General features: G+C 55.2%; 12 protein-coding genes. 8 read left to right on the forward strand and 4 right to left on the reverse strand.

Annotated elements, in window-relative coordinates; translation table 11 throughout:
* Positions 1 to 88: 88 nt before the first annotated feature.
* Positions 89 to 3,565, reverse strand: a complete 3,477-nt coding sequence (locus tag G438_RS0109040; RefSeq protein ID WP_026461036.1) for a proline dehydrogenase family protein — start codon at positions 3,563 to 3,565, stop codon at positions 89 to 91.
* A 90-nt stretch (positions 3,566 to 3,655) separates the two neighbouring features.
* Positions 3,656 to 5,221: a sodium/proline symporter PutP gene (putP, locus tag G438_RS11615; RefSeq protein WP_051259455.1), complete on the reverse strand. Its 1,566-nt coding sequence runs from the start codon at positions 5,219 to 5,221 to the stop codon at positions 3,656 to 3,658.
* Between the two features lie 383 nt (positions 5,222 to 5,604).
* Here putP and G438_RS0109050 point away from each other — a divergent pair, with 383 nt between their 5' ends.
* The 4 genes from G438_RS0109050 to G438_RS0109065 are packed head-to-tail and all read left to right on the forward strand — an operon-like array spanning position 5,605 to position 12,429.
* Positions 5,605 to 7,140 (forward strand): type I restriction-modification system subunit M, encoded by a 1,536-nt coding sequence (locus tag G438_RS0109050; protein ID WP_205618427.1) that lies wholly within the window; start codon positions 5,605 to 5,607, stop codon positions 7,138 to 7,140.
* The gene (locus tag G438_RS0109055; protein WP_026461038.1) at positions 7,137 to 8,420 is read left to right on the forward strand and encodes a restriction endonuclease subunit S; all 1,284 of its coding nucleotides are present in this window, start codon (positions 7,137 to 7,139) and stop codon (positions 8,418 to 8,420) included. The genes G438_RS0109050 and G438_RS0109055 overlap by 4 nt, the downstream gene beginning before the upstream one ends.
* Positions 8,417 to 9,343, forward strand: coding sequence for a GIY-YIG nuclease family protein (locus tag G438_RS11620; RefSeq protein ID WP_034285758.1), 927 nt, complete (start codon positions 8,417 to 8,419; stop codon positions 9,341 to 9,343). The genes G438_RS0109055 and G438_RS11620 overlap by 4 nt, the downstream gene beginning before the upstream one ends.
* Positions 9,340 to 12,429 (forward strand): type I restriction endonuclease subunit R, encoded by a 3,090-nt coding sequence (locus G438_RS0109065; protein WP_026461039.1) that lies wholly within the window; start codon positions 9,340 to 9,342, stop codon positions 12,427 to 12,429. Before G438_RS11620 ends, G438_RS0109065 begins: the two co-directional genes overlap by 4 nt.
* A 258-nt stretch (positions 12,430 to 12,687) precedes the next feature.
* Here the strand turns inward: G438_RS0109065 and G438_RS0109070 are convergent, their stop codons facing one another.
* Both G438_RS0109070 and G438_RS0109075 read right to left on the reverse strand, forming a co-directional pair.
* Positions 12,688 to 14,337, reverse strand: coding sequence for a variant leucine-rich repeat-containing protein (locus G438_RS0109070; protein ID WP_026461040.1), 1,650 nt, complete (start codon positions 14,335 to 14,337; stop codon positions 12,688 to 12,690).
* A gap of 237 nt (positions 14,338 to 14,574) precedes the next feature.
* A complete protein-coding gene (locus tag G438_RS0109075) occupies positions 14,575 to 16,299 on the reverse strand; it encodes a variant leucine-rich repeat-containing protein (protein WP_026461041.1) in 1,725 nt (574 codons plus the stop codon).
* Between the two features lie 335 nt (positions 16,300 to 16,634).
* On the opposite strand from G438_RS0109075, the gene G438_RS0109080 reads away from it, so the two are divergent.
* From G438_RS0109080 to G438_RS0109095, 4 genes are read left to right on the forward strand one after another with little or no spacing between them, the layout of a single operon-like run.
* Positions 16,635 to 18,206 (forward strand): anchored repeat ABC transporter, substrate-binding protein, encoded by a 1,572-nt coding sequence (locus G438_RS0109080; protein WP_026461042.1) that lies wholly within the window; start codon positions 16,635 to 16,637, stop codon positions 18,204 to 18,206.
* Positions 18,207 to 18,217: 11 nt separating this feature from the next.
* Entirely contained in the window at positions 18,218 to 19,408 is a 1,191-nt protein-coding gene (locus tag G438_RS12105; RefSeq protein WP_051259456.1) for a choice-of-anchor M domain-containing protein, read from the forward strand.
* A complete protein-coding gene (locus G438_RS0109090; RefSeq protein ID WP_034285761.1) occupies positions 19,401 to 20,141 on the forward strand; it encodes an anchored repeat-type ABC transporter ATP-binding subunit in 741 nt (246 codons plus the stop codon). Before G438_RS12105 ends, G438_RS0109090 begins: the two co-directional genes overlap by 8 nt.
* Positions 20,141 to 20,998: an anchored repeat-type ABC transporter permease subunit gene (locus G438_RS0109095; RefSeq protein WP_026461044.1), complete on the forward strand. Its 858-nt coding sequence runs from the start codon at positions 20,141 to 20,143 to the stop codon at positions 20,996 to 20,998. Before G438_RS0109090 ends, G438_RS0109095 begins: the two co-directional genes overlap by 1 nt.
* Positions 20,999 to 21,057 lie beyond the last annotated feature (59 nt).

The following is a 21,057-nucleotide window of genomic DNA, read 5'->3' on the forward strand; positions in this document are numbered from 1 at the left end:
CGTAAGGAAAATAGACGCTTCCAATGTCAAGCGCCCAAATAGATGCTGCCCCTGGCTATTACAGGCCAGGGGCAGCATGATGTGCGGATCAGATCAGCACCTTTTTGCCCAGCGGCGTCGGATTACCGAAGCGGTGGTTGGTAAATGACACAGCCTGCTCGTGAACAAAAGGCACCAGTTCCACGCGGCCACTCAAGGTCACTTCGCCACTCCACACTGCCACATCGGCAAGCCACTCGGTGGGTAGCGCCTGGGACAATGCCGTGAGTGAACCGCCAACAAGGCGGATACGCGCATCCAAACCTGAAGTGGGAGCCCACGCGGCCGCCCAAGCGTAGAACGCCTCGTCACTTTCGTGTACAACGGTGGCGCCAAGGCGAGCCAGCACCGCACGCGCAGTATCCGACAGGGAAGTGGGCGCTGACACGCGCAGTTGCGATCCAAGGGCCGTGGCAGCGCCAGCCAAAGCCAACACCTGCCATTCTGGCTCACCATCACTCAGACGCACGACCACTGGCAGCGGGAAGTAGCGCAACACGTTACGTTCTACACCCAAGCCAGACGGGTCGTGCCCGACACCGAACTCCGTGTCAATCGCATGCTGCGCAGAGGCGGCAAAAATACGCAGCAGGTCGCCGTCGGCAATACTGTGCGACGCCTCGTCAATGATGCGCAGAGCTTCAGCAGACAGCGGCGCTGACGGTGCCAAAGTGGCATCAGTGCGCTTAAAAGTACCCAAGCCGAAGAGATACGAGGGGCCGCCTGCCTTCGTGCCAGCACCTACCGCTGAGCGTTTCCAACCGCCGAAAGGCTGGCGGCGGACAATGGCGCCGGTGATGCCGCGGTTCACGTAGACGTTACCGGCCTGCACGTGTTCAAGCCAGTAGTTGATTTCGTCGGCGTTAAGCGAATGAATACCCGCGGTGAGACCAAAATCGGTGGCGTTTTGCAGCTCAATGGCGTCTTCTAAGGTTTCGGCGGTCATCACCCCCAGAATGGGACCGAAATACTCTGTGAGGTGATATTCCGAGCCTGGTTTGACACCTGCACGCACACCGGGACTCCACAATTTGCCGCTCTGGTCCAACTGACGGGGCTTAATGGCCCACACTTCGCCCTCACCCAGCGTGGTCAAGCCACGCAGTAGCTTGCCTGAGGCGGGCTCAACTAACGGTCCCATCTGCGTTTTCAGTTCCCACGGCCACCCGACGTTGAGCGAGCGAACGCCATCGAGGAGCTGATTGCGGAAGCGTTTGGAACGCGCCACCGATCCCACCAAAATTACAGTTGAACAGGCCGAACACTTTTGACCGGCGTGACCAAAAGCAGAACTAATGACGTCTTTGGCTGCCAGGTCAAGGTCAGCGTGCGGCGTGATGATAATGGAGTCCTTGCCTGAGGTTTCCGCAAGAACCCCAAGGTCGGGACGCCACGATTTGAACATCTTTGCCGTCTCAATTGAGCCAGTAAGGATGACGCGATCCACCTTGGGGTGGCTGATGAGTTCCCTGCCCAGTTCGCGTTCGGACATGCTCACCAGTTGTAGGACGTCGCGCGGTACGCCAGCGTCCCACATGAGTTTGGCGACCATTGCACCTGTGCGTGCCGAGGCCGAAGCTGGTTTGAAGATGACGCCGGAGCCTGCCGCAAGGGCCGCGAGGATACCGCCTGCGGGGATCGCCATGGGGAAATTCCACGGCGGTGTGACAACGATGAGGCGGGAGGGCTGGTAGGTGGCGCCACCGAGGTTGTCTAGGGCCAAGGCTTGTTCGGCGTAGTAGTGCGCGAAGTCGGCTGCTTCAGAAACCTCAACGTCTCCCTGATCGAGGGCTTTACCTGCTTCTGATCCGGCAACTTCAATGAGGAGCCCACGGTTCTTTGAAAACTCGATACCTACACGGTGGAGGATTTCGGCGCGCTCTGCTGCTGGGCGGTTTCCCCATGCTTCGGCGGCTTGGTATGTGGACTCGATAATGGTGCCCAGCTGCTCGGGGCTGGTGACTTTCGCGTGGTCAATAATGTCACGGCCAAGTGTCGAGTCTTTCATGCGCCCCGCAATTTCGCGTGCCCATTGGAGGTTTGCAGGTAGGGACGGGTCAGAGTCGGGCGTATTGTTGAAATTCCAGTTGCCGTCCGCGTCAGTGACGAAGGCGCGGATGTCGTCGTGTGTTTCCTCAAGGCGGTTTTGGGTGCGGTTGGGTCCAACCGGGTCGGTGAAGGCGTGGCTGACGGCAGCAAGGAAACGTCCTTCTTCACGGGCCAAGAGTTCTTCAGAGTCCGCGATGTCAAATATGGATGACATGAAGTTGGCTGGGAGCGCATTTTCTTCGAGGCGCCGCACCAGGTAGGCGATGGCGACGTCGAATTCTTCGGGGTTGACGACTGGCACGTAGTACAGGAGGTGGCCGACGTCTTCTTGCATGGCTTGGGCTTGCGGGGAGGCCATGCCGCTGAGCATTTCGAATTCCACGTCGGTGCCCACGTTAAGGCCGCGTTCTTTTGCCAGTTCGTAGGCGAAGGCTGCGGTGAAAAGGTTCATACCTGCCACGCCAATATTGACGTTGGCAATATGGTCGCGCTGTAGGGCGTATTCGAGGACTCGAATGTAGTTGGCGTCGGTGTGTTCTTTGGTGGGTTCTGTGGCGAGCGGCCAGCCTTTGGTGGTGGCTGCGACGCGTTCCATGGAGAGGTTGGCGCCTTTGACGACGCGGACCTTGATGGGTGCACCACCTCGGGCAACGCGCGCTGCAGCCCATGCTTGGAGGTCTTCCATTGCTGGCATGGCGTCAGGCAGGTAGGCCTGTAAGACGATACCGGCACGCAGGTTGAGGAATTCTGGGCGGTCCAGAATTGTTTTGAAAACGTCGATGGTGAGGTGGAGGTCGTGGTATTCCTCCATGTCGAGATTAATAAATTTCTTTGGCGTGTAGGAGTTGGCGCGTTCGTACAGTGGCAGTAGTGCGCTGACCGCGTGTGCGACCGCATCATCGTATGCCCACGGGTTGTGGGGGCCGATGACGGCGGAAACTTTCATTGACACGTAGTCAACGTCGTCGCGTTCCAGCAGAGCCATGGTGTCCGCCATGCGTTTGGCTGCTTCTTTGTCGCCGAGTACTGCTTCTCCCAGCAGGTTCATGTTGAGGCGTGCGCCTTCGGCTTTGAGGCGAGCGATGGCTTTGGTGAGGCCTTTGCCTTTTGCGTCAAGAACTAGGTCCCCTACTAGCTGTTGGAAGACTTTGGTGGCGAGGGGGACGACTGCGCTGGGGGCAAGGGGTGCGACTTTCCCGCCGAGGCCAAGCGGCGCCCGCAAATAGGCTGGCAGGAAGTTGGGGCCTTGGCTGGCCAGTTCTTTTATGGTGTGGGCTGCAACTGTGTCGTCTTCAGGCCGGATCACGCCATCAACAAATTGAACGGTGAATTCAAGACCATCGGGGTCTTGCAGTGTTTGTGCGAGTAGTTGGGCGGCACGATCATTGGGGTAGTTTTTTGATTCTTCTAGCCAGTAGCGTGCGCGCGTGGTGGCTTTGTGTGCGACGTCGTCAATATTGTGTGGTTGGTAGACCATTGTGTGGCTCCCTAGGTGACTGTATGCCAAATACGGGTGGTTTGGAGATGTCAACTCTCTGTTTGTCGGTGACGTGTAGCCAGGCAGATGCTACGAGCGTAGACGCGGTTTGCCGTCGACGTCGATAAGTGGCTCAGCTAAGGCGTGTACTTGGGCGAATTCTGCTTCGATGGCCTCGTTATTGGCGGAGACTAGTCGCACTGCGCGGTCGAATTCGGCGTCAATTTCTGTGTCTTTTTGGTAGGTGGCAGCTGAAACGACGATGGCGACCAGTAGTGCTGCGAGGAAGCCGGGGAGTATTTCGTACAGTCCGAACCACTTGTAGGTGCCCCACACGCCGACGGTGACGGCACCGGCAGTCATACCGGCAAGGGCGCCTTGCCAGGTGAGGCGACGCCAGTACAGGGCCAGGATGACGATGGGGCCAAAAGCGGCGCCGAATCCTGCCCATGCGAAGGCGACCAAGTTGAGGATAGAGTCGGTGCGGAACCAGGCGAAGATGGCTGCGAGTACTGAGACTGCGAGGACGGCGATGCGTCCAAGGGTGATTGACGAGGCGGTGTCGCGTCGGTGTTTGCCGGTGGCGTTGACGATGTCTTCAACGACGGCTGAGGAGGTGACGAGTAGTTGGGAGGAAATAGTGGACATGATGGCGGCGAGGATGGCGGCCAACATGAATCCTGCGATGAATGTGGGGAAGAGTGCTTGGCCTGAGAGGATGAAGACAGATTCGTGTTGTCCTTCGGCGACGTTGATGATTCCGGCGTGGTGGAGTGCGACGGCGACCAGGGCTGTGCCGCCTGCGCCGATAATGGATAGGAGCATCCAGCCAATGCCGATGCGGCGTGCTTGTTTGGCTTCGGCGGGGCTGCGTAGTGCCATGTAGCGCACGATAATGTGGGGTTGTCCGAAGTAGCCAAGGCCCCATGCGAGTGCCGAGATAATGCCGATGGTGGTGCCGCCGCTGATGGGGGAGAGGAGCATGGGGTTGGTGGCGAGGATACCGTCGGTGACTTTATCAAGTCCTCCCAGGGCGATTATGCCTGCGATAGGCACTGTGACCAGTGCAAAGAGCATCATGAGGCCTTGGACGACGTCGGTCCAGGATACGGCGAGGAATCCGCCGATAAGGGTGTAGAGGATGACGACGCCTGCGACAAGGACCATGCCAAGGTGGTAGTTCATGCCGAAGGCTGATTCGAAGAAGGTGCCGCCTGCGACCATGCCGGAGGACACGTAGAAGGTGAAGAATACGAAGATGATGATGCCGGCGGCAATGCGCACGTAGTGCTTTTTGTCGTGGAGTCGGTTGCCCAGGAAGGAGGGGACGGTGATGGCGTTGCCGGCGACTTGAGTGTAGGAACGTAGGCGTGCGGCGACCAGTTTCCAGCTTGCCCATGAGCCGATGGTGAGGCCCACTGCAATCCACCCTTCGACGATGCCGCTGATGTAGAGGGCGCCGGGTAGGCCCATGAGGAGCCAGCCTGACATATCTGAGGCACCTGCTGATAAGGCAGCGACTCCTGGGCTGAGGTTTCGGCCGCCAAGCATATAGTCGTCAAGGTTCTTTGTGCGGGTATATGCCCAGATACCAATGATGATCATTGCAACGAAGTAAATAATCATTGCCATTGCTTGGCCCGTGATCGCTGACATAGGCGGTTTCCCTTTCGGTTGTTGTCGTGGCACCGTTGCCTAAGGTGGACTTTAGTCCCCTGGGACCTTTGGCACAAGGGGGTGGAACACTATATCTCGATATTGAGAGAATGAAGGTATTGTAGCCAACGCTGGTAGGAAACGGTGTGCCAATAATGTGGTGTCATGTGTAAGGGGAGTGGGGGGTGTGGGGCAATGTCCTTCGGTGGCCGGTGAAGGCCCACGACACGGTGGACGGGTCCGTCATCGCGCAGCAATAGGGCAGTAAACTACCTGCGGATTCACATTGACGAGGCGGAGCTTGGCTTAGGGTATCCAGCGGGCTTTGCGGCAAATATGAAGGGATTGAGGCAGTGTCGCCAGAAACGTCGCATGAGCAGCGAATGGAACTTCATCGAACAATCTGGCGTATTGCCAATGATCTGCGCGGCAGCGTAGACGGCTGGGATTTTAAAGCCTACGTCCTGGGCATGTTGTTCTATCGTTTTATTTCCGAGAATCTGTGCGACTACCTGGATGCCGTGCAGGCAAAGGCTGGTATCAACGACTTCAGCTACGCGGCCACACCCGATGCGCAGGCAGAATTTGGCCGCCAACAGATCGTGGAAGAAAAAGGATTTTTCATCCTTCCGTCCCAATTATTTGCCAACGTCCGCAAACGAGCGTGGCATGATGAGAATCTGAACGAAACACTGCACGACGTATTTCGAAATATTGAAGCGTCTGCTGTTGGCGCAGAGTCCGAAGCCGACCTCAAGGGACTTTTTGATGATCTCGATGTCAACAGCGCGAAGCTCGGCAACACCGTGGCACAACGCAACGAAAAGCTCGCCAAGTTACTTGACGCTATTGGGGACTTACCGCTGGGAGATTTTCAAGGCAACGCCATCGACATGTTTGGAGACGCCTATGAATACCTCATGCAGATGTATGCCTCAAATGCAGGCAAATCTGGCGGCGAATTCTTCACCCCACAAGAAGTGTCAGAAGTTCTGGCACGCATTGCCGTAGCCGGTAAGACAAGCGTCGAATCCGTGTATGACCCATGTGTTGGCAGCGCAAGCCTTTTGTTGCGATTCGCAAAGGTCCTTGGGCGCGACAACGTGAGGCATTTTTACGGTCAAGAAATTAATCTCACGACCTATAACCTGGCGCGCATCAACATGTTCCTTCATGGCGTGAATTTTGAGAGTTTCGACATTGCATTGGGCGACACGCTAACTGATCCCCACTTCGAAGAAAAGCAACCATTTGAAGCGATTGTGTCCAATCCGCCGTACTCCACGAAGTGGGATGGGAACTCAAACCCTCTTCTTATTAACGATGAACGTTTCGCGCCAGCCGGTGTATTAGCACCGAAAGCCAAAGCTGATTTAGCCTTCACGATGCACATGCTGTCGTGGCTTGCGGTCAACGGCACTGCAGCCATCGTTGAATTCCCCGGTGTCCTTTATCGAGGTGGTGCTGAACGCAAGATCAGGAAATACCTGATTGATAACAACTATGTTGAGGCCATCATTCAGTTACCGCCTGACCTGTTTTTCGGAACAACGATTGCCACCTGCATTATCGTGCTGAAGAAGTCTAAGGTCGAAAATGACGTGCTATTTGTCGACGCTTCGAAGCTCTTTAGTCGGGTCGGCAACAAAAACAAACTACTGCCAGGACATCAAGAGCGCATACTCCAACTACTCGCAGACCGCGCACCTGTCGATCATGTGGCTGCCATCGTGTCTAACGCTGCCATCGCAGAGGCTGATTATGCCTTGTCGGTATCGAGTCACGTTGAGCCCGAGGACACGCGCGAAATTATCGACATACAAGCGCTCAATGCTGAAATTGCACAGATCGTTGCTCGGCAGGCTGAGCTACGCACATCCATTGATACCATCGTCGCAGACCTAGAGGGTGAGCGATGAGCCGCATAGATGACCTCATTAGAGAGCGTTGCCCAAATGGTGTACCTTTTCGGCGAATTGGTGATGCTGACATCAGTATTGGGGTTGTTGCTGGCGGAACGCCACGATCGTCTGAACCGAAGTACTGGGAAGGCGGCGTTATTCCATGGATGAGTTCTGGAGAAGTAAACAAAGGAACTATTTGGAGCACTGAAAAGAAAATTACCCCACTTGCCTATGAGGCGAGCAGTACGAAACTTGTTCCATCCGGGTCTGTAGTTGTCGCACTAGCGGGGCAAGGCACGACTCGCGGTAAAGTTGCACGCACGCGCATTGAGCTTTGTACTAATCAGTCATTAGCTACCATCATCGTTTCAAGCGCAATGGATTCGGATTTTCTTTATTTCTATCTGTGCACACAGTACGAACAGCTGCGTGCAATTTCGTCGGGGGATGGGACAAGGGGTGGACTTAATCTTCAGATGATACGAAGCTTCCGTGTGCCGGTCCCGCCTTTAGACATACAGCGTGAAATCGTTGCAATTCTCGATAATTTCACTAAGCTTGAGGCGGAGCTTGAGGCGGAGCTTGAGGCGGAGCTTGTTGCCCGCAAAAAACAGTACGAGTACTACCGTAACGCGCTACTTTCCTTCACCGAACAGACTGATTTTGAGCGCGAGGGTAAGTGCTCTTATGTTGAATGGCGAACACTTGGGGAGTGCGGGACATTCGTGCGGGGTCAAGGAATCCAAAAATCGGACTTCCAAGATTCAGGAATGCCCGCTATCCACTATGGGCAGATACATACAAAGCTTGGGGTCGCAACGAAAAGTGCTATCAGCAAGGTGTCGTCGCATCTTTATCACCGATCGAAGAAAGCTCAATCAGGCGACTTACTAATAGCGACCACTAGTGAAGATGAAGCAGGCGTAGCAACTGCAACTGCTTGGCTAGGTAATAGTCCTGTTGCTGTTGGCGGCCACATTCTGATATACCAACATCACCTTGATCCGAAATACGTTTCTCACTGGTGGCGAAGTTCTGGCTTTCAACAACAGAAATTGAAATATATCTCGGGAATCAAAGTGCTGGATATCTCAGCGGCATCTTTAAGTCGTATCCTCATACCTGTCCCACCCCTTGAAGAACAGCGAAGAATCGCCTCGATACTTGATGCCTTCGACGCGTTGGTCAACGACATAAGCTCAGGGCTTCCAGCGGAAATTACAGCGCGGCGCAAACAGTATGAATACTACCGGAATCGTTTGCTGACCTTCCCAGAACTCAAAGAAGACGCATGAGTAACAACGGCACCCACATTGAACTATTCCTCGTTGATGGGATCGCTGGAGGAATCACCACCGCAGAAATAACAGGATGGACAGGCCATATCCTTATAGGCCCGCGCAGTGAACTCCCACGCATCCTTAAACGCAATGAAGCCAAACGAAACGGCACCTATATTCTCCTTGGCAGCGACGCCTCGGCAAGAGAAGAAATCCGCGCGTACATTGGGAAAACCGAGAATTTCGAAGCCCGCTTTCGACAACATGACGCCAAAAAAGAATTCTGGGACCGACTGGTCCTTATCACCGCCAAAGACGATGCCTTCAACGAAGGACACTGGGGCTACCTTGAAGCCCGCCTCGTCGAAGAAGCCACACAAGCAGAACGCTGCCACCTCGATAACACCCAAAACCCCCAGACACGCAGGCTATCTGAAGCACAACGCTCAGATATGGAAGCCTTCCTGACACAACTCACTACGGTGCTCCCCGTACTGGGGGTCAGTATTTTGCGCGGCAGAAAAAACAATTCCGGCACGCCAGATAGCGCAGGTGCAAAAAACACCTCACCGGTATTTACACTCACCGTCGCTCGACACAATATCGACGCAAAAGCTCAAGTCATTGACGGCGAATTCTTCCTCCTCGAAGGATCTCGTGTTGCCGCTTCCTGGATAGGAAAAGCCAGAAGCACAGCCACACAACGGTCATACGACACACTTAACGTACTTCGTGAGCGGCTCATCACCGACGGCTCTATACACCGCGTCGATGACCACGCCATCACCACCCGCGATATCCCCTTCAACTCCCCATCCCAAGCAGCCGCCATCGTTTGCGGGCGAGCCTGCAACGGACGTAACTACTGGACCTACGCTGACGGAAACTATGCCACCTGGGAAGCCAGCGGCCTCGACACAATAGGAAAACACTCATGACTGACGCATCCGCGCGACACTACGACCCCATTGCCGTTAGCAATGAAAGCACCGTGGTTGCCCAATACGAGTGCCCGCCAGCAAGCCCCGACCACTATCAATCTGAAGCCGAACTGGAAGCAGACTTCATCCGCATCCTACAAAGCCAAGCCTACGAATACCTGCCCATCACCACTGAAGCCGACCTTATTACGAATCTTCGTCTCCAACTCGAACGCCTCAACGACACAGAATTTAGCGACGACGAATGGAAACGATACTTCACCCATGTCATCGCTAAAGCAGGCGACGGCATCAAAGAAAAAGCCATCCGAATCCACGAAGACTACATCTATGCACTCAAACGTGACGACGGCACCATCAAAAATATTCGACTGATCGACGCTACCCACATCCACAACAACCGGCTTCAAGTCATCAACCAGTACGAAGTCGCGCAAGGCGAAGGAGGCTCACGGTACGCCAACCGATACGACGTGACCATCCTGGTCAATGGTTTGCCTATGGTGCACGTTGAACTCAAGCGACGCGGCGTAGAAATAAGGCAAGCCTTCAACCAAATCAAACGCTATCAACGCGACAGTTTCTGGGCGGGAAGTGGCCTATTCGACTACGTCCAACTATTCGTTATCAGCAATGGCACGTTGACAAAGTACTACTCCAACACCACACGGAGCCAACACCTGGAAGGTCTACGTAAAGCAAAAGCAAAGCAGAGTAGTCATTCATTCGAATTCACTTCCTGGTGGGCTGACGCTGCCAATAAACCAATTCAGGACCTCACGCATTTTGCCCGTACATTCTTCGCAAAACACACCTTGCTGGCGATCCTCACCCGCTACTGTGTGTTAACTGCTGATCGCACGCTCATGGTGATGCGTCCCTACCAAATCGTCGCCACAGAACGCATTCTGCAACGTATCAATACGTCAACCAACCTCAGACAGCTGGGGACAATTTCTGCAGGCGGCTACGTGTGGCACACAACCGGCAGCGGAAAAACACTCACCTCATTCAAAACGGCCCTTCTTGCATCCCGTACCGAAGGTATCGACAAAGTTCTCTTCGTCGTCGACCGCAAAGACTTGGACTACCAGACGATGCGGGAATATGACCGGTTTGAAAAAGGAGCAGCCAACTCCAATGCCTCCACTGCGATTCTCAAGTCCCAACTTGAAGATCCAACTAAACGCATCATCATTACGACGATCCAAAAACTGTCGAATTTCGTTGCGGGCAACAAAAACCACCCCGTTTTCGGGCAGCATGTCGTCATCATCTTCGACGAATGCCACCGCAGCCAATTCGGTGACATGCATGCTGCCATCACTAAGAGCTTCAAGAAGTACCACATCTTCGGATTTACTGGCACTCCAATATTCGCCGATAACAGCGGTGGGGGACGGCCCGGTATGCGGACCACTGAACAGCTCTTTGGCGACAAACTCCACACATACACAATCGTTGACGCCATTACTGACCGGAACGTCTTGCCATTTCGTATCGACTACATCAACACCATGAAAACAGGCACCGTCGAAGACCAGCAAGTCCACGGCATTGACACGGAAACCGCCTTTCTTCACCCAGAACACATCCGGCAAGTAACGGCCTATATCCTTCAACACTTCGACCAGAAAACAAAACGTTCGTCCAGTTACGAACACAAGGTCGTCACCAATATTGAAGAAAATATACGCCCGAAGAAAGACACAAGAGAAAACACCGAACGACGGCGAGTGCGCGGATTCAACGCTATCTTCGCCACTGCCTCGATTGATGCCGCTAAACGTTACTACAACCAATTTGCCCTTCAACAACGCGACCTTCCCGAAGCCCAACGCCTCAAGGTAGCCCTTATTTACTCTTATGGAGCCAACGAAGACCTTGACGCTGCAGGGCTGCTTCCCGAAGAAAACTTCGATGCCTTGGCCTTAGAGCCAGACTCACGAAACTTCTTGGAAGATGCCATTAGTGACTACAATGCGCTATTTGGTACCTCCTACGACACCAGCGGCGACGGTTTTCACAATTACTACAAAGACCTGTCGATGCGATTGAAAAACCGCGAAGTTGACCTGGTGATCGTCGTCAATATGTTCCTCACCGGTTTTGACGCCACGACACTGAACACCCTATTCGTTGACAAAAACCTACGTGCACATGGCCTAATCCAGGCCTATTCACGTACCAACCGCATTCTGAACTCTGTGAAAACCTACGGCAATATCGTTTGTTTTAGAAATCTTGAGGATGCCACTAATCAAGCGTTAGAACTCTTCGGTAACAAGGATGCCCGTAGCGTCGTACTGTTAAAGCCGTACAGCGAATACTACGCCGAATACCTTGACCTGGTTGATCAACTTCGGGCAACAGTGACACCGGGGGAGAGGATCGTCGGAGAGAGCGCTGAACGTGACTTCATCGTGCTGTTTGGCAAAATCCTTCGCCTGAATAATATCCTCACATCCTTCGACGAATTCGCGTATGCGGCCAAACTTGGCCCCGGCGAATTTGAAGACTATAAGGGCATCTACAACGATCTGCGTGAGGAATATACAGTTCGCACCAACGCCGACAAAGCCTCGATAGCCGAAAATCTTGTCTTCGAAATCGAATTGATTAAGCAGGTTGAAGTTAACGTCGACTTCATTCTGATGCTGGTCGAAAACTACCGGAAGACCCATGGAAATGGGGAAGATAAGGAAATTCGCGCCCAGATCAGTCGGGCACTCCGTGCAAGCCCAACATTGCGTGACAAACGTGACCTAGTGGAGGAATTCGTTGACTCAGTATCAATCACAGGTGACCTCCACGACCAGTGGCAGGCGTTCATCGCGCACCGTCAAGAGGCTGAGCTTAGCGCCATCGTCACTGAAGAAAACTTGAATGTGGAAGAGATCGGTGCGTTTATCGCACGCGCTTTCCGTGAAGGTGAGATACCTTCGACAGGAACAATGATCAATAAAGTGCTGCCTCCGATGAACTACTTCACGCCTGATGCTGCGCGCGCACAAATGAAACAACGTGTTGTCGAACGCCTCAGTGCCTTCCTCAACCGCTTCATGGGGCTAGGCTCTCATTAACGCCCACTCACCAGGTTGAACACGCGAAGCTGACCGACAACAACTCAGCTGACAACGCTAGGGAGTGTGCGCCTCGTGTTGCCTTATGCACCTTGCCTTCACCTGTGCTCAGATTGCAGACGCTGGGGGAGTACGCATAATGCCGCTACCTTTGTCGCTTGTGCAATTTCTTTACATTGCCGATGCTAGGGGTACGCATGATGCCACCCGACGTGCGCCGCCCTGGTCGCAATACGCGCAGGGCGGCACGGGCCGTTGTCATCCTTTCGCGACGTACACTAGTGGATCTACGCTAGTAGGATGAACGACCAACACCTTTGGTGCTTTGATTTCGACGTGGTGAGCGTCGGTAAATTTCTGTATCTGCTCGCCGTTACTCAAGTCAAAGATACCTTCGGCCGTAATAATCGCGCTTTCATCGGCAGTGAGTTCGCCCGCATACGATGCGCACCCATAACTGGAGTCAAATGACAGTCTTTCTTGGCCCTTCAGTTCCACACCCTTGACTTCCAAAATCTCGCAGTCGGAACCCTTTGCTTCTTGAATCGCGCCAGCCCACGAGGCGTCACCATCCTGTAGCCACTTGCGGTACTGATCAATGGTGAACATATTGCCAACATTAAGGGGCAAGACTGCCTGTGACTTTGCAAGGTCAAGGTTAGTCATGCGTTCGACCTCAACACCGTCTTTGTTGATCCACGCGACGTTGGCGGCGCCATTTTCGCTGCCTTCGAGGAAGATTCCCCAGCCATCTTTGGCACCCATCCATGCGGCTTCGGTCAGTTGATCAGGCAATGACACCTTCGCCATCGTCCCAGTGGCAAGATTAAGGACGCCGTGGACTGAACGGTCAGAATCGGTGACGAGCACATACGACACACCGTCAATCTGCATTGGTCCTTCCAGGCGGTACTCTTGCGCATCAATGTCGAGCGTCCACTGCGGTTCGGTATCGTCAGGGGATGCCCATCCTTGGAAGCCGTTCTCAAAGGTTGTTACCACGGCCATATCTGCAGCAACGAAAACAGAAATAGCATCGCGATACGGCCACGGCGCCAGAACTTCGTCACCTGTTTTGACGTCAAATAAGAATTCCGGTGCGGTGACGAAACCATGCCAAATGCCAAGGCTGGCGTAATACATGTCTTCTGTCGCACGGCTCCAATTCTGAACGGGTTCGCCATCAACGACACTGTAGGACTCCACCCACCGCTCATCGTTCTTGTGTCCGAGGAGAACGAAATCATCCCCCTGAGCCGCAATCTGCAGGATATCAATGTCAGTATCGACCAGCGTCGCACCGTTTTTCCATTGCGGACTGGGTTCAATGACAAAGGGGTCTGCCTGCGCCTTACTGCCACCAAATTTCATCCACACGCCAACAATGGCAGCAACCACCACCAAAGCGACAACAACGACGGTGGCGATAATTGCGATAAGCGCGCCGTTCCGTTTACGCTGTGGGGCTGCAAGAGGTACGTGCGATGTCCCAAAGCTGCCAGGGGCAGAAACACCTTGGCCAGTTCCGTACGGCGCACCACCTGGGGGCGCAGAGGTTCCATAAGGCGATCCCGCTGGCACACCGGTCACCTGAGGCGCAGGCCCATTGGAAGCGGGCACCGCCTGTGCTGTGGGCGCTGGCCCATAAGGGGCAGGCACAGCTTGAGATGCGGGCGCAGCTTGCTGGTGTTCGCCCATTGACGAGGCGCGTGCCGCCAAAGCAGATTGAGTGGCAGGATGCGGGCTGCCAGATAGCCAATTGAGCAACGCCGGTGATGCTAAAGGATGCGCTGCAATCAGCGGGTGAAGGTCGGTTCGACGAAAAGCAATCGCTTCAAGAACCTGTGGTGGTGTTGTAGGGTTCGCGGCCTGTTGGACGTCAGCGTCAAAGGGCGGGTTCTGTGCCATGCGCCTAGCATAGACGACACCGAAGAGGCAGCCCAGCCTCGTCAAGGTACGAGAACACCACTGCGAGACAGAATCCGCGCACAATAAGGCACAAAAGGGGCCAGCGGGCGTCCTTTGAACATCCTGCTGGCCCCTTCGTGTCGTTTGCGTCGCGGCTAGCACAACGTTTCGTTGCGCTAGCCGCGACCGGTGTGATGTGCGTGCCCCGTAGGCGGTACACCATCACGCCATCGTGCACTATTTCGCTGGCACGTACACCTTGTACATTCCGTCTTCAACCTCAACGACCAGAGCCTTACTTGACTTCATGTCGGCATAGTACGCTTCTGCTCCATAGTCGTCGATGCGGGCACCGGTCTTGGCGTCGAAAATACCGTAGGAGCCAATGAGCGTCGCGTGGTCCTCAGTCAGATAGAAAAATGGTGAGTCGCACGACACGTCAAATTCGTCGATGTCGAGTTTGACGCCATCAACTGTGATCTCATCGCAGGACTCACTCACAGTTGAGGTCGCATCAGCAAAGGACGTGTCGCCATTTTCAATCCATGCTTTGGCCTCAGTAAAGTTCACGAAGCCGTGCGTCAACAGTGGCATCGACGTGAATATTGCCTCCGTGTCAACGTTTTCTGAACGATCGAACTCTTTACCTGACTGGTCAACCCACACGATCGTGGTGCCGGAGCTGTCATCTTCCAAAGCAATGCCAAAAGCGTCGGTGACGGCAAAATTGAAATCCAGCACCGTTGGTTCGTCAATGTCGATCTGCGAAGCCTCCCCGTTGGACAGGTTAACAATCATCTCCTGGGTGCTATTTTCACTACTGATCAACGTCGCATGGGTGACGCCATCGAAGTTGGCGACCATACCCACATACAAATCATCGTTGTTATCGTCGACGCTCCATGCTGCAGTGGAAGCGTCGACACTGTTCCACCCTTGGATGCCTTCCTCGTAGGTGTTGACAACGACAACGCCTCCGTAAATATAAAGGTCTTCAGCATCCGTCTGTGCCCACGGCGCTGGTGCACCGTCACCTGTTTGTAGATCGAAGAGGGTAGAGTTCACCACCAGGCGGTCCTGCCAAAAACCGGCTCCATAGCCGTTGTAATCATCCAGTTCAGCAGTCCACCGTACATTTGCACCGCCATCAGCTATTTCGTACAGAGTCACGGTCGCTGGTGTCGGTTCATAATCAATCAGTGCCACCAGATTATCCGAGGCCGCCACAAGGGAAGATGTGTTGACAGAACCGATTTCGGTGCCGCCAGCACTCCACTCATTGACAGGTGTCACTGCTGTGAACGAAGCGTCAGAACCACCGACAGAAAAGCTGCCCCGCAACAGCATCCACAGACCTGTGGCGATAAGAGCAACAACCAGGAACGCCGCAACACTAAGCGTCACAATAACTGGAGTCGAGATGCTACGTTTGCTACCCGGTGTGCCCGCGCTTGCGTCCCCATAGGTGCTGACAGGCGTGGTCGGCTGACCAGATGCCGCAGAAGTAAACGAAGCTGGGAAGCCTGCGGCTGGGTTCTGCCCAGGTGCGAACGGCGCTGGTTGGGCGGGTGAGTTCTGCCCAGGTACGAAAGGCGCCGGTTGGGCACTTGACGAGGCGGCCTCGGCAATGTGCGTTGGTATTGCATCAGCCGGGGCTGGGGCGGCGGTGGGCGGCTCAGGTACGGGCACGTCGCCAGGCTGAGCAGCGGAAGGGAGGGACGCCTCGGCAGGCACGCCGGAAGGTATTGCGGTAGGCGCAGTGCGGGCGGCAAGGGCGGCTTGTACGTGCGGGTCCCGGCTTTGAGATAGCCACTGAAGAAGCTGAACGGGCGCCGCGGGATGGGCCGCAATCACTGCATGAAGATCCGGGCGAGCAAATGCGATCTGCTCCAATTCAGCGGGCGGTGTCGTGGGATTGTGAACAGCCGCCACATGGGAATCAAAAGGTCCTTGTGTTGACATGCCTTAAGTCAAACACTCGCAACCACCCCAATGTTCATCGTTTCACATTGTGAAGAACAACGGTTGGTCACAAAGCCTCGATGCGCTTGCAGTGGAGAAAACACACTCTTCAAATACTGCATGTTGGTAACTAAAGGACCGGTGCCTCGCAGGCTCATATCGCTGGGAATAATCGCCCATCTGGTCGCATGCGAGGCACCGGATGGGCGATTTGCGCGGTAACCACGTCATAGTGTCTAATTGTTACTGCGAACGATTCCCATTAGCTAGAAGAGGCTTGTGTCTTGGCATCCCCCCACGCCACGCCGCGTCCAAGGCGCAGTGTCACGACATTACTGGCCGCAGTAGCAGCATTGTCACTTGCCGCCTGCACATACCCCACCGCGAATGCCCACAACACAACGGGCCACAGCAAACTCAACGTCATCACCACCACCGGTATTCTTGCTGATTTCGTGCGCCAGATTGCCCAAGACAGGGTGACGATCCGGCAACTCATCCCCAATGGCGCTGACCCCCACACCTATGAACCCAGCTTAAGGGCAGTGCGCGACATTGCGTACGCCGACCTGGCACTAAGCAACTACATGCTGCTCGAAGAGCACGCCACCATACGCACCCTGGACGCCAATCTTCCCGCAAACGTGCCGTCAATCTCGGTCGCTGAAGAGGCCGCCAAACACGGAGCCACCCTTATTCCGCTAGTGGAAGACCGCAGCCTCGACACTGTATGGCTAGGTATGCGCGTCCACGGTGACGGTGCCCAACACGGCGCCACCCGCGCCTCGACCATTGACCTGTACGCAACCAGCGTCGAAGGTCCCGGACACGCATCGTCCTACATCACCACATCCTTTGGACAGCCCGAAGTTGCCTTCGCCTCCCTCGACGGCTTCGATCCTCAAGGCGGATACGCAACCGATACGGCCATACTGCCAGCAGCGGCACACCAGCATATGAGTTGGGCCTTCACCGAACCCGGTATCTACCGCATTCACTTTGAGGCGCGCCTACGCCCAACAAGCGCAGCCCAACCAGTTGCCCTCTCAGGTGCCACAGCCGTCTTCGCCGTTGGAATCTCAGGTGAAGAAATTGCTGCGCAGGAAGGTCGCACGATACTGTCTGCCGGGCACGCCGATATCACAGCCAATCTGGATAACTCATCGGTGATGTTGGCCGTAGACGCGAAAAACACCACCCAAGGTACCCAAGGCGCCGCAGCGCACGCAGGCAGTGATTTTCTTGACCTTGACCGCGTCATCATTGAGGTTCCTACACGTACACTGACCGCCCTTCCTGGCGCATCAGGCTTCCGCTTTATCGGTCAACCAGGTAGTAACGTTTACCTGCTACCACAGGCCGTGCTCGGCAAACACGTCCACGGAGAAATCGACCCTCACCTGTGGCATAACGTCCGTAATGCAGCTGCCTACGTCAAAGTAATCACAGATGCGCTGATCAGTGTTGACCCCGAAGGTGAGGCACACTATCGAAGCAATGCGGCGGCCTACCTTGAAGAATTAGACAATCTGGACGCCGAAGTTGCTCAGATTATCAACACGATCCCCAGATCACGCAGACAGCTGGTCACCACCTCTGATGCTTACGGCTACCTCGCCGCAGCCTACGACCTCAGCGTCGCCGGTTTTGTCGCACCCAACCCTGCGGTTGAACCTTCCGTAGCCGACCGCATCACCCTTAACGCCACCATCGCCAATCTCAATATCCCCGCCGTTTTTCTTGAACCGGCAGCGATGCGGCAACGTTCCGTCCTAAAAACCATTGCCGAAGACCTTGGCGTTGCCACCTGTGAACTGCGCGGCGAAAGCCTTGACGCACAAGCACCCACCTATGTCGACATGATGCGAGCCAATGCTCATTCCCTAGCCACCTGTTTAAACCCATGAAAGACCAGTTAATGTCCACCCGCCCACGCCTTTACACTCGTAGCCGCACCCTCCTCCTTGTCATGGCCTTGATCGCAAGCCTAAATATCTGCTTTGTGTTGTCGGCAATGGCTCAGGATGACCTCACACAAACAGTCACCTCCGATGAAGCCAGCGACGATGCCTCCACCGTCATTAGCCGTGGCCACGTTGACCTTGGGCCACGTATCGTCGATGGGCAGTGGATGGTGCGGGCACGCGACGACTCTGGCCAAAAGCCCGTATGGCGCGCACCAGCAAATACTGTGCTTCACGTCACCGATGCTGCGCTGATGGATGCTCCAACCGACGACATGTACAACTTTATGGGCGCAAGCGCAGGCCAACGCTGGTACGTCGTTCCCCAAACAGAAAATCCTCAGGCAGTGTGGCTCGGGTGGAATACCCAAGATCCAGCGGTCACCCAGACCGTTGACCGCGGTGTCACCATGCGTATCGGTCCCATCATGGGACCAGGAAAATCTTGGCTATTCCTACAAAACGGTACCTTTGGAGAACCGCTACTCCTGGTTGACGGACAAGTTCCCCAACCTCAAGATGTCTGGGTAGATGTCAACACCCACGTCCATGCCAACTGGGTCTTTACCGAACCCGGTATCTACCTGGCACGCGTGGAATTTAGCGCCACAACACGCGATGGTGCAACACTCAGCGACCACACGGTACTGCGTTTCGCGGTGGGGGATAGCACCAGTACAGACGAGGCCCTCGTCGCCGACACGTCACCGCTGCTGACTGCCGAGGCTGGAAACGCCTCGTCAATAGATGGCGCATCCAGCGATAGCAGCGCAACCGACGCAACAAATCCCGCAGCCCAAGCCTCACCGGCGCTTGGCGAGCCGAAGAACAGCCTCCCCACCACGGCCCTGTGGATCGCCATCGGCGTCGCCATCATTGCTGGTGTCGCCCTGGTCTTTGTATGGCAACGCAACAAGCGTATTAGCGCTGAACGCGAATATGCACAGCAGGAGGCCAAAGCATGGGCCACCGAGTCACGCACCGCAATTGCGACAAAGAGAGATTCGGTAAGTGCACGCAAGGAAATATCAGACACGCAAGACCCAAACGCGCGCAAGTCAAGCGCAACGGCTGCTGCGGGCGAGTGTGAACCGGGAACGGCAGACGCAAACACGCGCCAATCGGAGACCGCAACCGATGAGTGAAATGCCGTTATCGTTAAGCAATATTTGTGTGAGCCTCGGCGGACGCCAAGTACTGACCGATGTCACCCTATCGGTGGATAGTGGTGAACTGGTCGGACTGATCGGCCCCAACGGCGCCGGTAAAACCACGGTGTTGCGCACCATTTTACGCATCCTGACACCACGAAGTGGCACAGTGACCACATCACAACCCCCACGCAATATCGGATACGTGCCGCAACGCCACGAATTCTCGTGGGACTGGCCCCTTTCCGTACGAGACGCTGTCATGGCAGCACTCACGAGCCGCATGGGTTTACTGCGCCGACCCCGCCTAGATGCTCAACGCGCAGTAGAAAAGGCACTATTTCGCACCGACATGACCCACCTGGCCAACCGTGTTGTCGCAGAACTATCAGGCGGCCAAAAACAACGGGTCCTGGTCGCGCGCGCACTCGCGCTCAACCCGGATCTACTCCTCCTGGACGAGCCTTTCACCGGACTCGATATGCCGACACAAGAACTCCTCCAAGACCTTTTCAATGGCCTGGCACACGATGGTTGCGCCGTGTTGATGACAACACATGACCTGGTAGCCGCTAGGGCACACTGTGACAGGTTACTTCTGCTCAACGGAACCATCATTGCTGATGGCTCACCACAATCACCTGCACTCAATACGCCTGACGTATGGGTAAGGACATTCAATATTCGGCCCGATAATCCGCTGCTTGATGCACTCGGAGTTGCCTAATGCTCACGCCGTACGACTTCATCCTTGACCTATTTAATCCCGTCCTTGCATTCCTTCCGCGGGCACTACTGATGGCCTGCCTGGCGGCCCTCGTCTGCGGCGTAGTCGGTGTCCATATTGTCCTCCGTGGAATGGCATTTATCGGTGATGCCGTCGCGCACTCGGTATTTCCAGGCCTCGCCATTGCGTTCATACTCAATACGTCACTGGTACTTGGAGGCGCCATCGCTGGTGTCGTCACCGCAATACTGGTTGCCGTCTTGGCACACCGCGGTCGCGTCAAAGAGGACTCCATCATTGGGGTGCTATTTGCGGGCGCTTTTGCCCTTGGCGTCGTCATCATTGCCCATGCTCCTGGCTATGCCGGATCCCTCCAGGATTTCCTATTCGGCTCCATCACGGGCGTGCCTGCCTCAGATATTCCTGTGGCATTTGTCGGCACCGCCGTCATTATGGGCATGATGATACTTTTCCACCGGCCTATTACCGCAGTCGGCTTGGACCGCGAAACTGCGCGTGCAGCGGGCATTCCCATACTGGCAAGCGACATCGTTCTTCATGTGGCCGTGGCACTGGCAGTGGTGCTTTCAGTACAAACCATTGGCAATATTCTTGTCTTAGCGCTACTGGTCACGCCCGCAGCAACGGCGCGACTGCTCACTGACCGTTTGGGGACGATGTTCGTTCTGGCCCCTGCCATCGGTGTCGTATGCGCTGTCCTGGGCTTATATCTTTCGTGGTCAATTGATGTGCCAACCGGTGGCACCATTGTCTTGGTCCTGACCGTAGTCTTTGCCCTGTCCTGGCTTGCGGCGCCACGCCACGGCGTACTGCGTCGGCGCTGTCAGGGTAGCTAGCAGTTCAATGTCGCTGGAGCACGGCTGTCGCACGAAGAAATGCTGCCGTATGCGTGCCA

The organism is Schaalia suimastitidis DSM 15538 (assembly GCF_000429105.1).
In the GTDB taxonomy this organism is placed as follows: domain Bacteria; phylum Actinomycetota; class Actinomycetes; order Actinomycetales; family Actinomycetaceae; genus Pauljensenia; species Pauljensenia suimastitidis.

What these genes read in the sequence shown, in the direction of transcription:
- G438_RS12105 (WP_051259456.1), top strand. Translation starts at nt 18,218, where the DNA reads ATGTCCACCCGCCCACGCCTTTACACTCGTAGCCGCACCCTCCTCCTT.
- G438_RS0109065 (WP_026461039.1), top strand. Translation starts at nt 9,340, where the DNA reads ATGACTGACGCATCCGCGCGACACTACGACCCCATTGCCGTTAGCAAT.
- G438_RS0109090 (WP_034285761.1), top strand. Translation starts at nt 19,401, where the DNA reads ATGAGTGAAATGCCGTTATCGTTAAGCAATATTTGTGTGAGCCTCGGC.
- G438_RS0109095 (WP_026461044.1), top strand. Translation starts at nt 20,141, where the DNA reads ATGCTCACGCCGTACGACTTCATCCTTGACCTATTTAATCCCGTCCTT.
- G438_RS11620 (WP_034285758.1), top strand. Translation starts at nt 8,417, where the DNA reads ATGAGTAACAACGGCACCCACATTGAACTATTCCTCGTTGATGGGATC.
- G438_RS0109040 (WP_026461036.1), bottom strand. Translation starts at nt 3,565, where the DNA reads ATGGTCTACCAACCACACAATATTGACGACGTCGCACACAAAGCCACC.
- G438_RS0109070 (WP_026461040.1), bottom strand. Translation starts at nt 14,337, where the DNA reads ATGGCACAGAACCCGCCCTTTGACGCTGACGTCCAACAGGCCGCGAAC.
- G438_RS0109055 (WP_026461038.1), top strand. Translation starts at nt 7,137, where the DNA reads ATGAGCCGCATAGATGACCTCATTAGAGAGCGTTGCCCAAATGGTGTA.
- G438_RS0109050 (WP_205618427.1), top strand. Translation starts at nt 5,605, where the DNA reads ATGGAACTTCATCGAACAATCTGGCGTATTGCCAATGATCTGCGCGGC.
- G438_RS0109075 (WP_026461041.1), bottom strand. Translation starts at nt 16,299, where the DNA reads ATGTCAACACAAGGACCTTTTGATTCCCATGTGGCGGCTGTTCACAAT.
- putP (WP_051259455.1), bottom strand. Translation starts at nt 5,221, where the DNA reads ATGTCAGCGATCACGGGCCAAGCAATGGCAATGATTATTTACTTCGTT.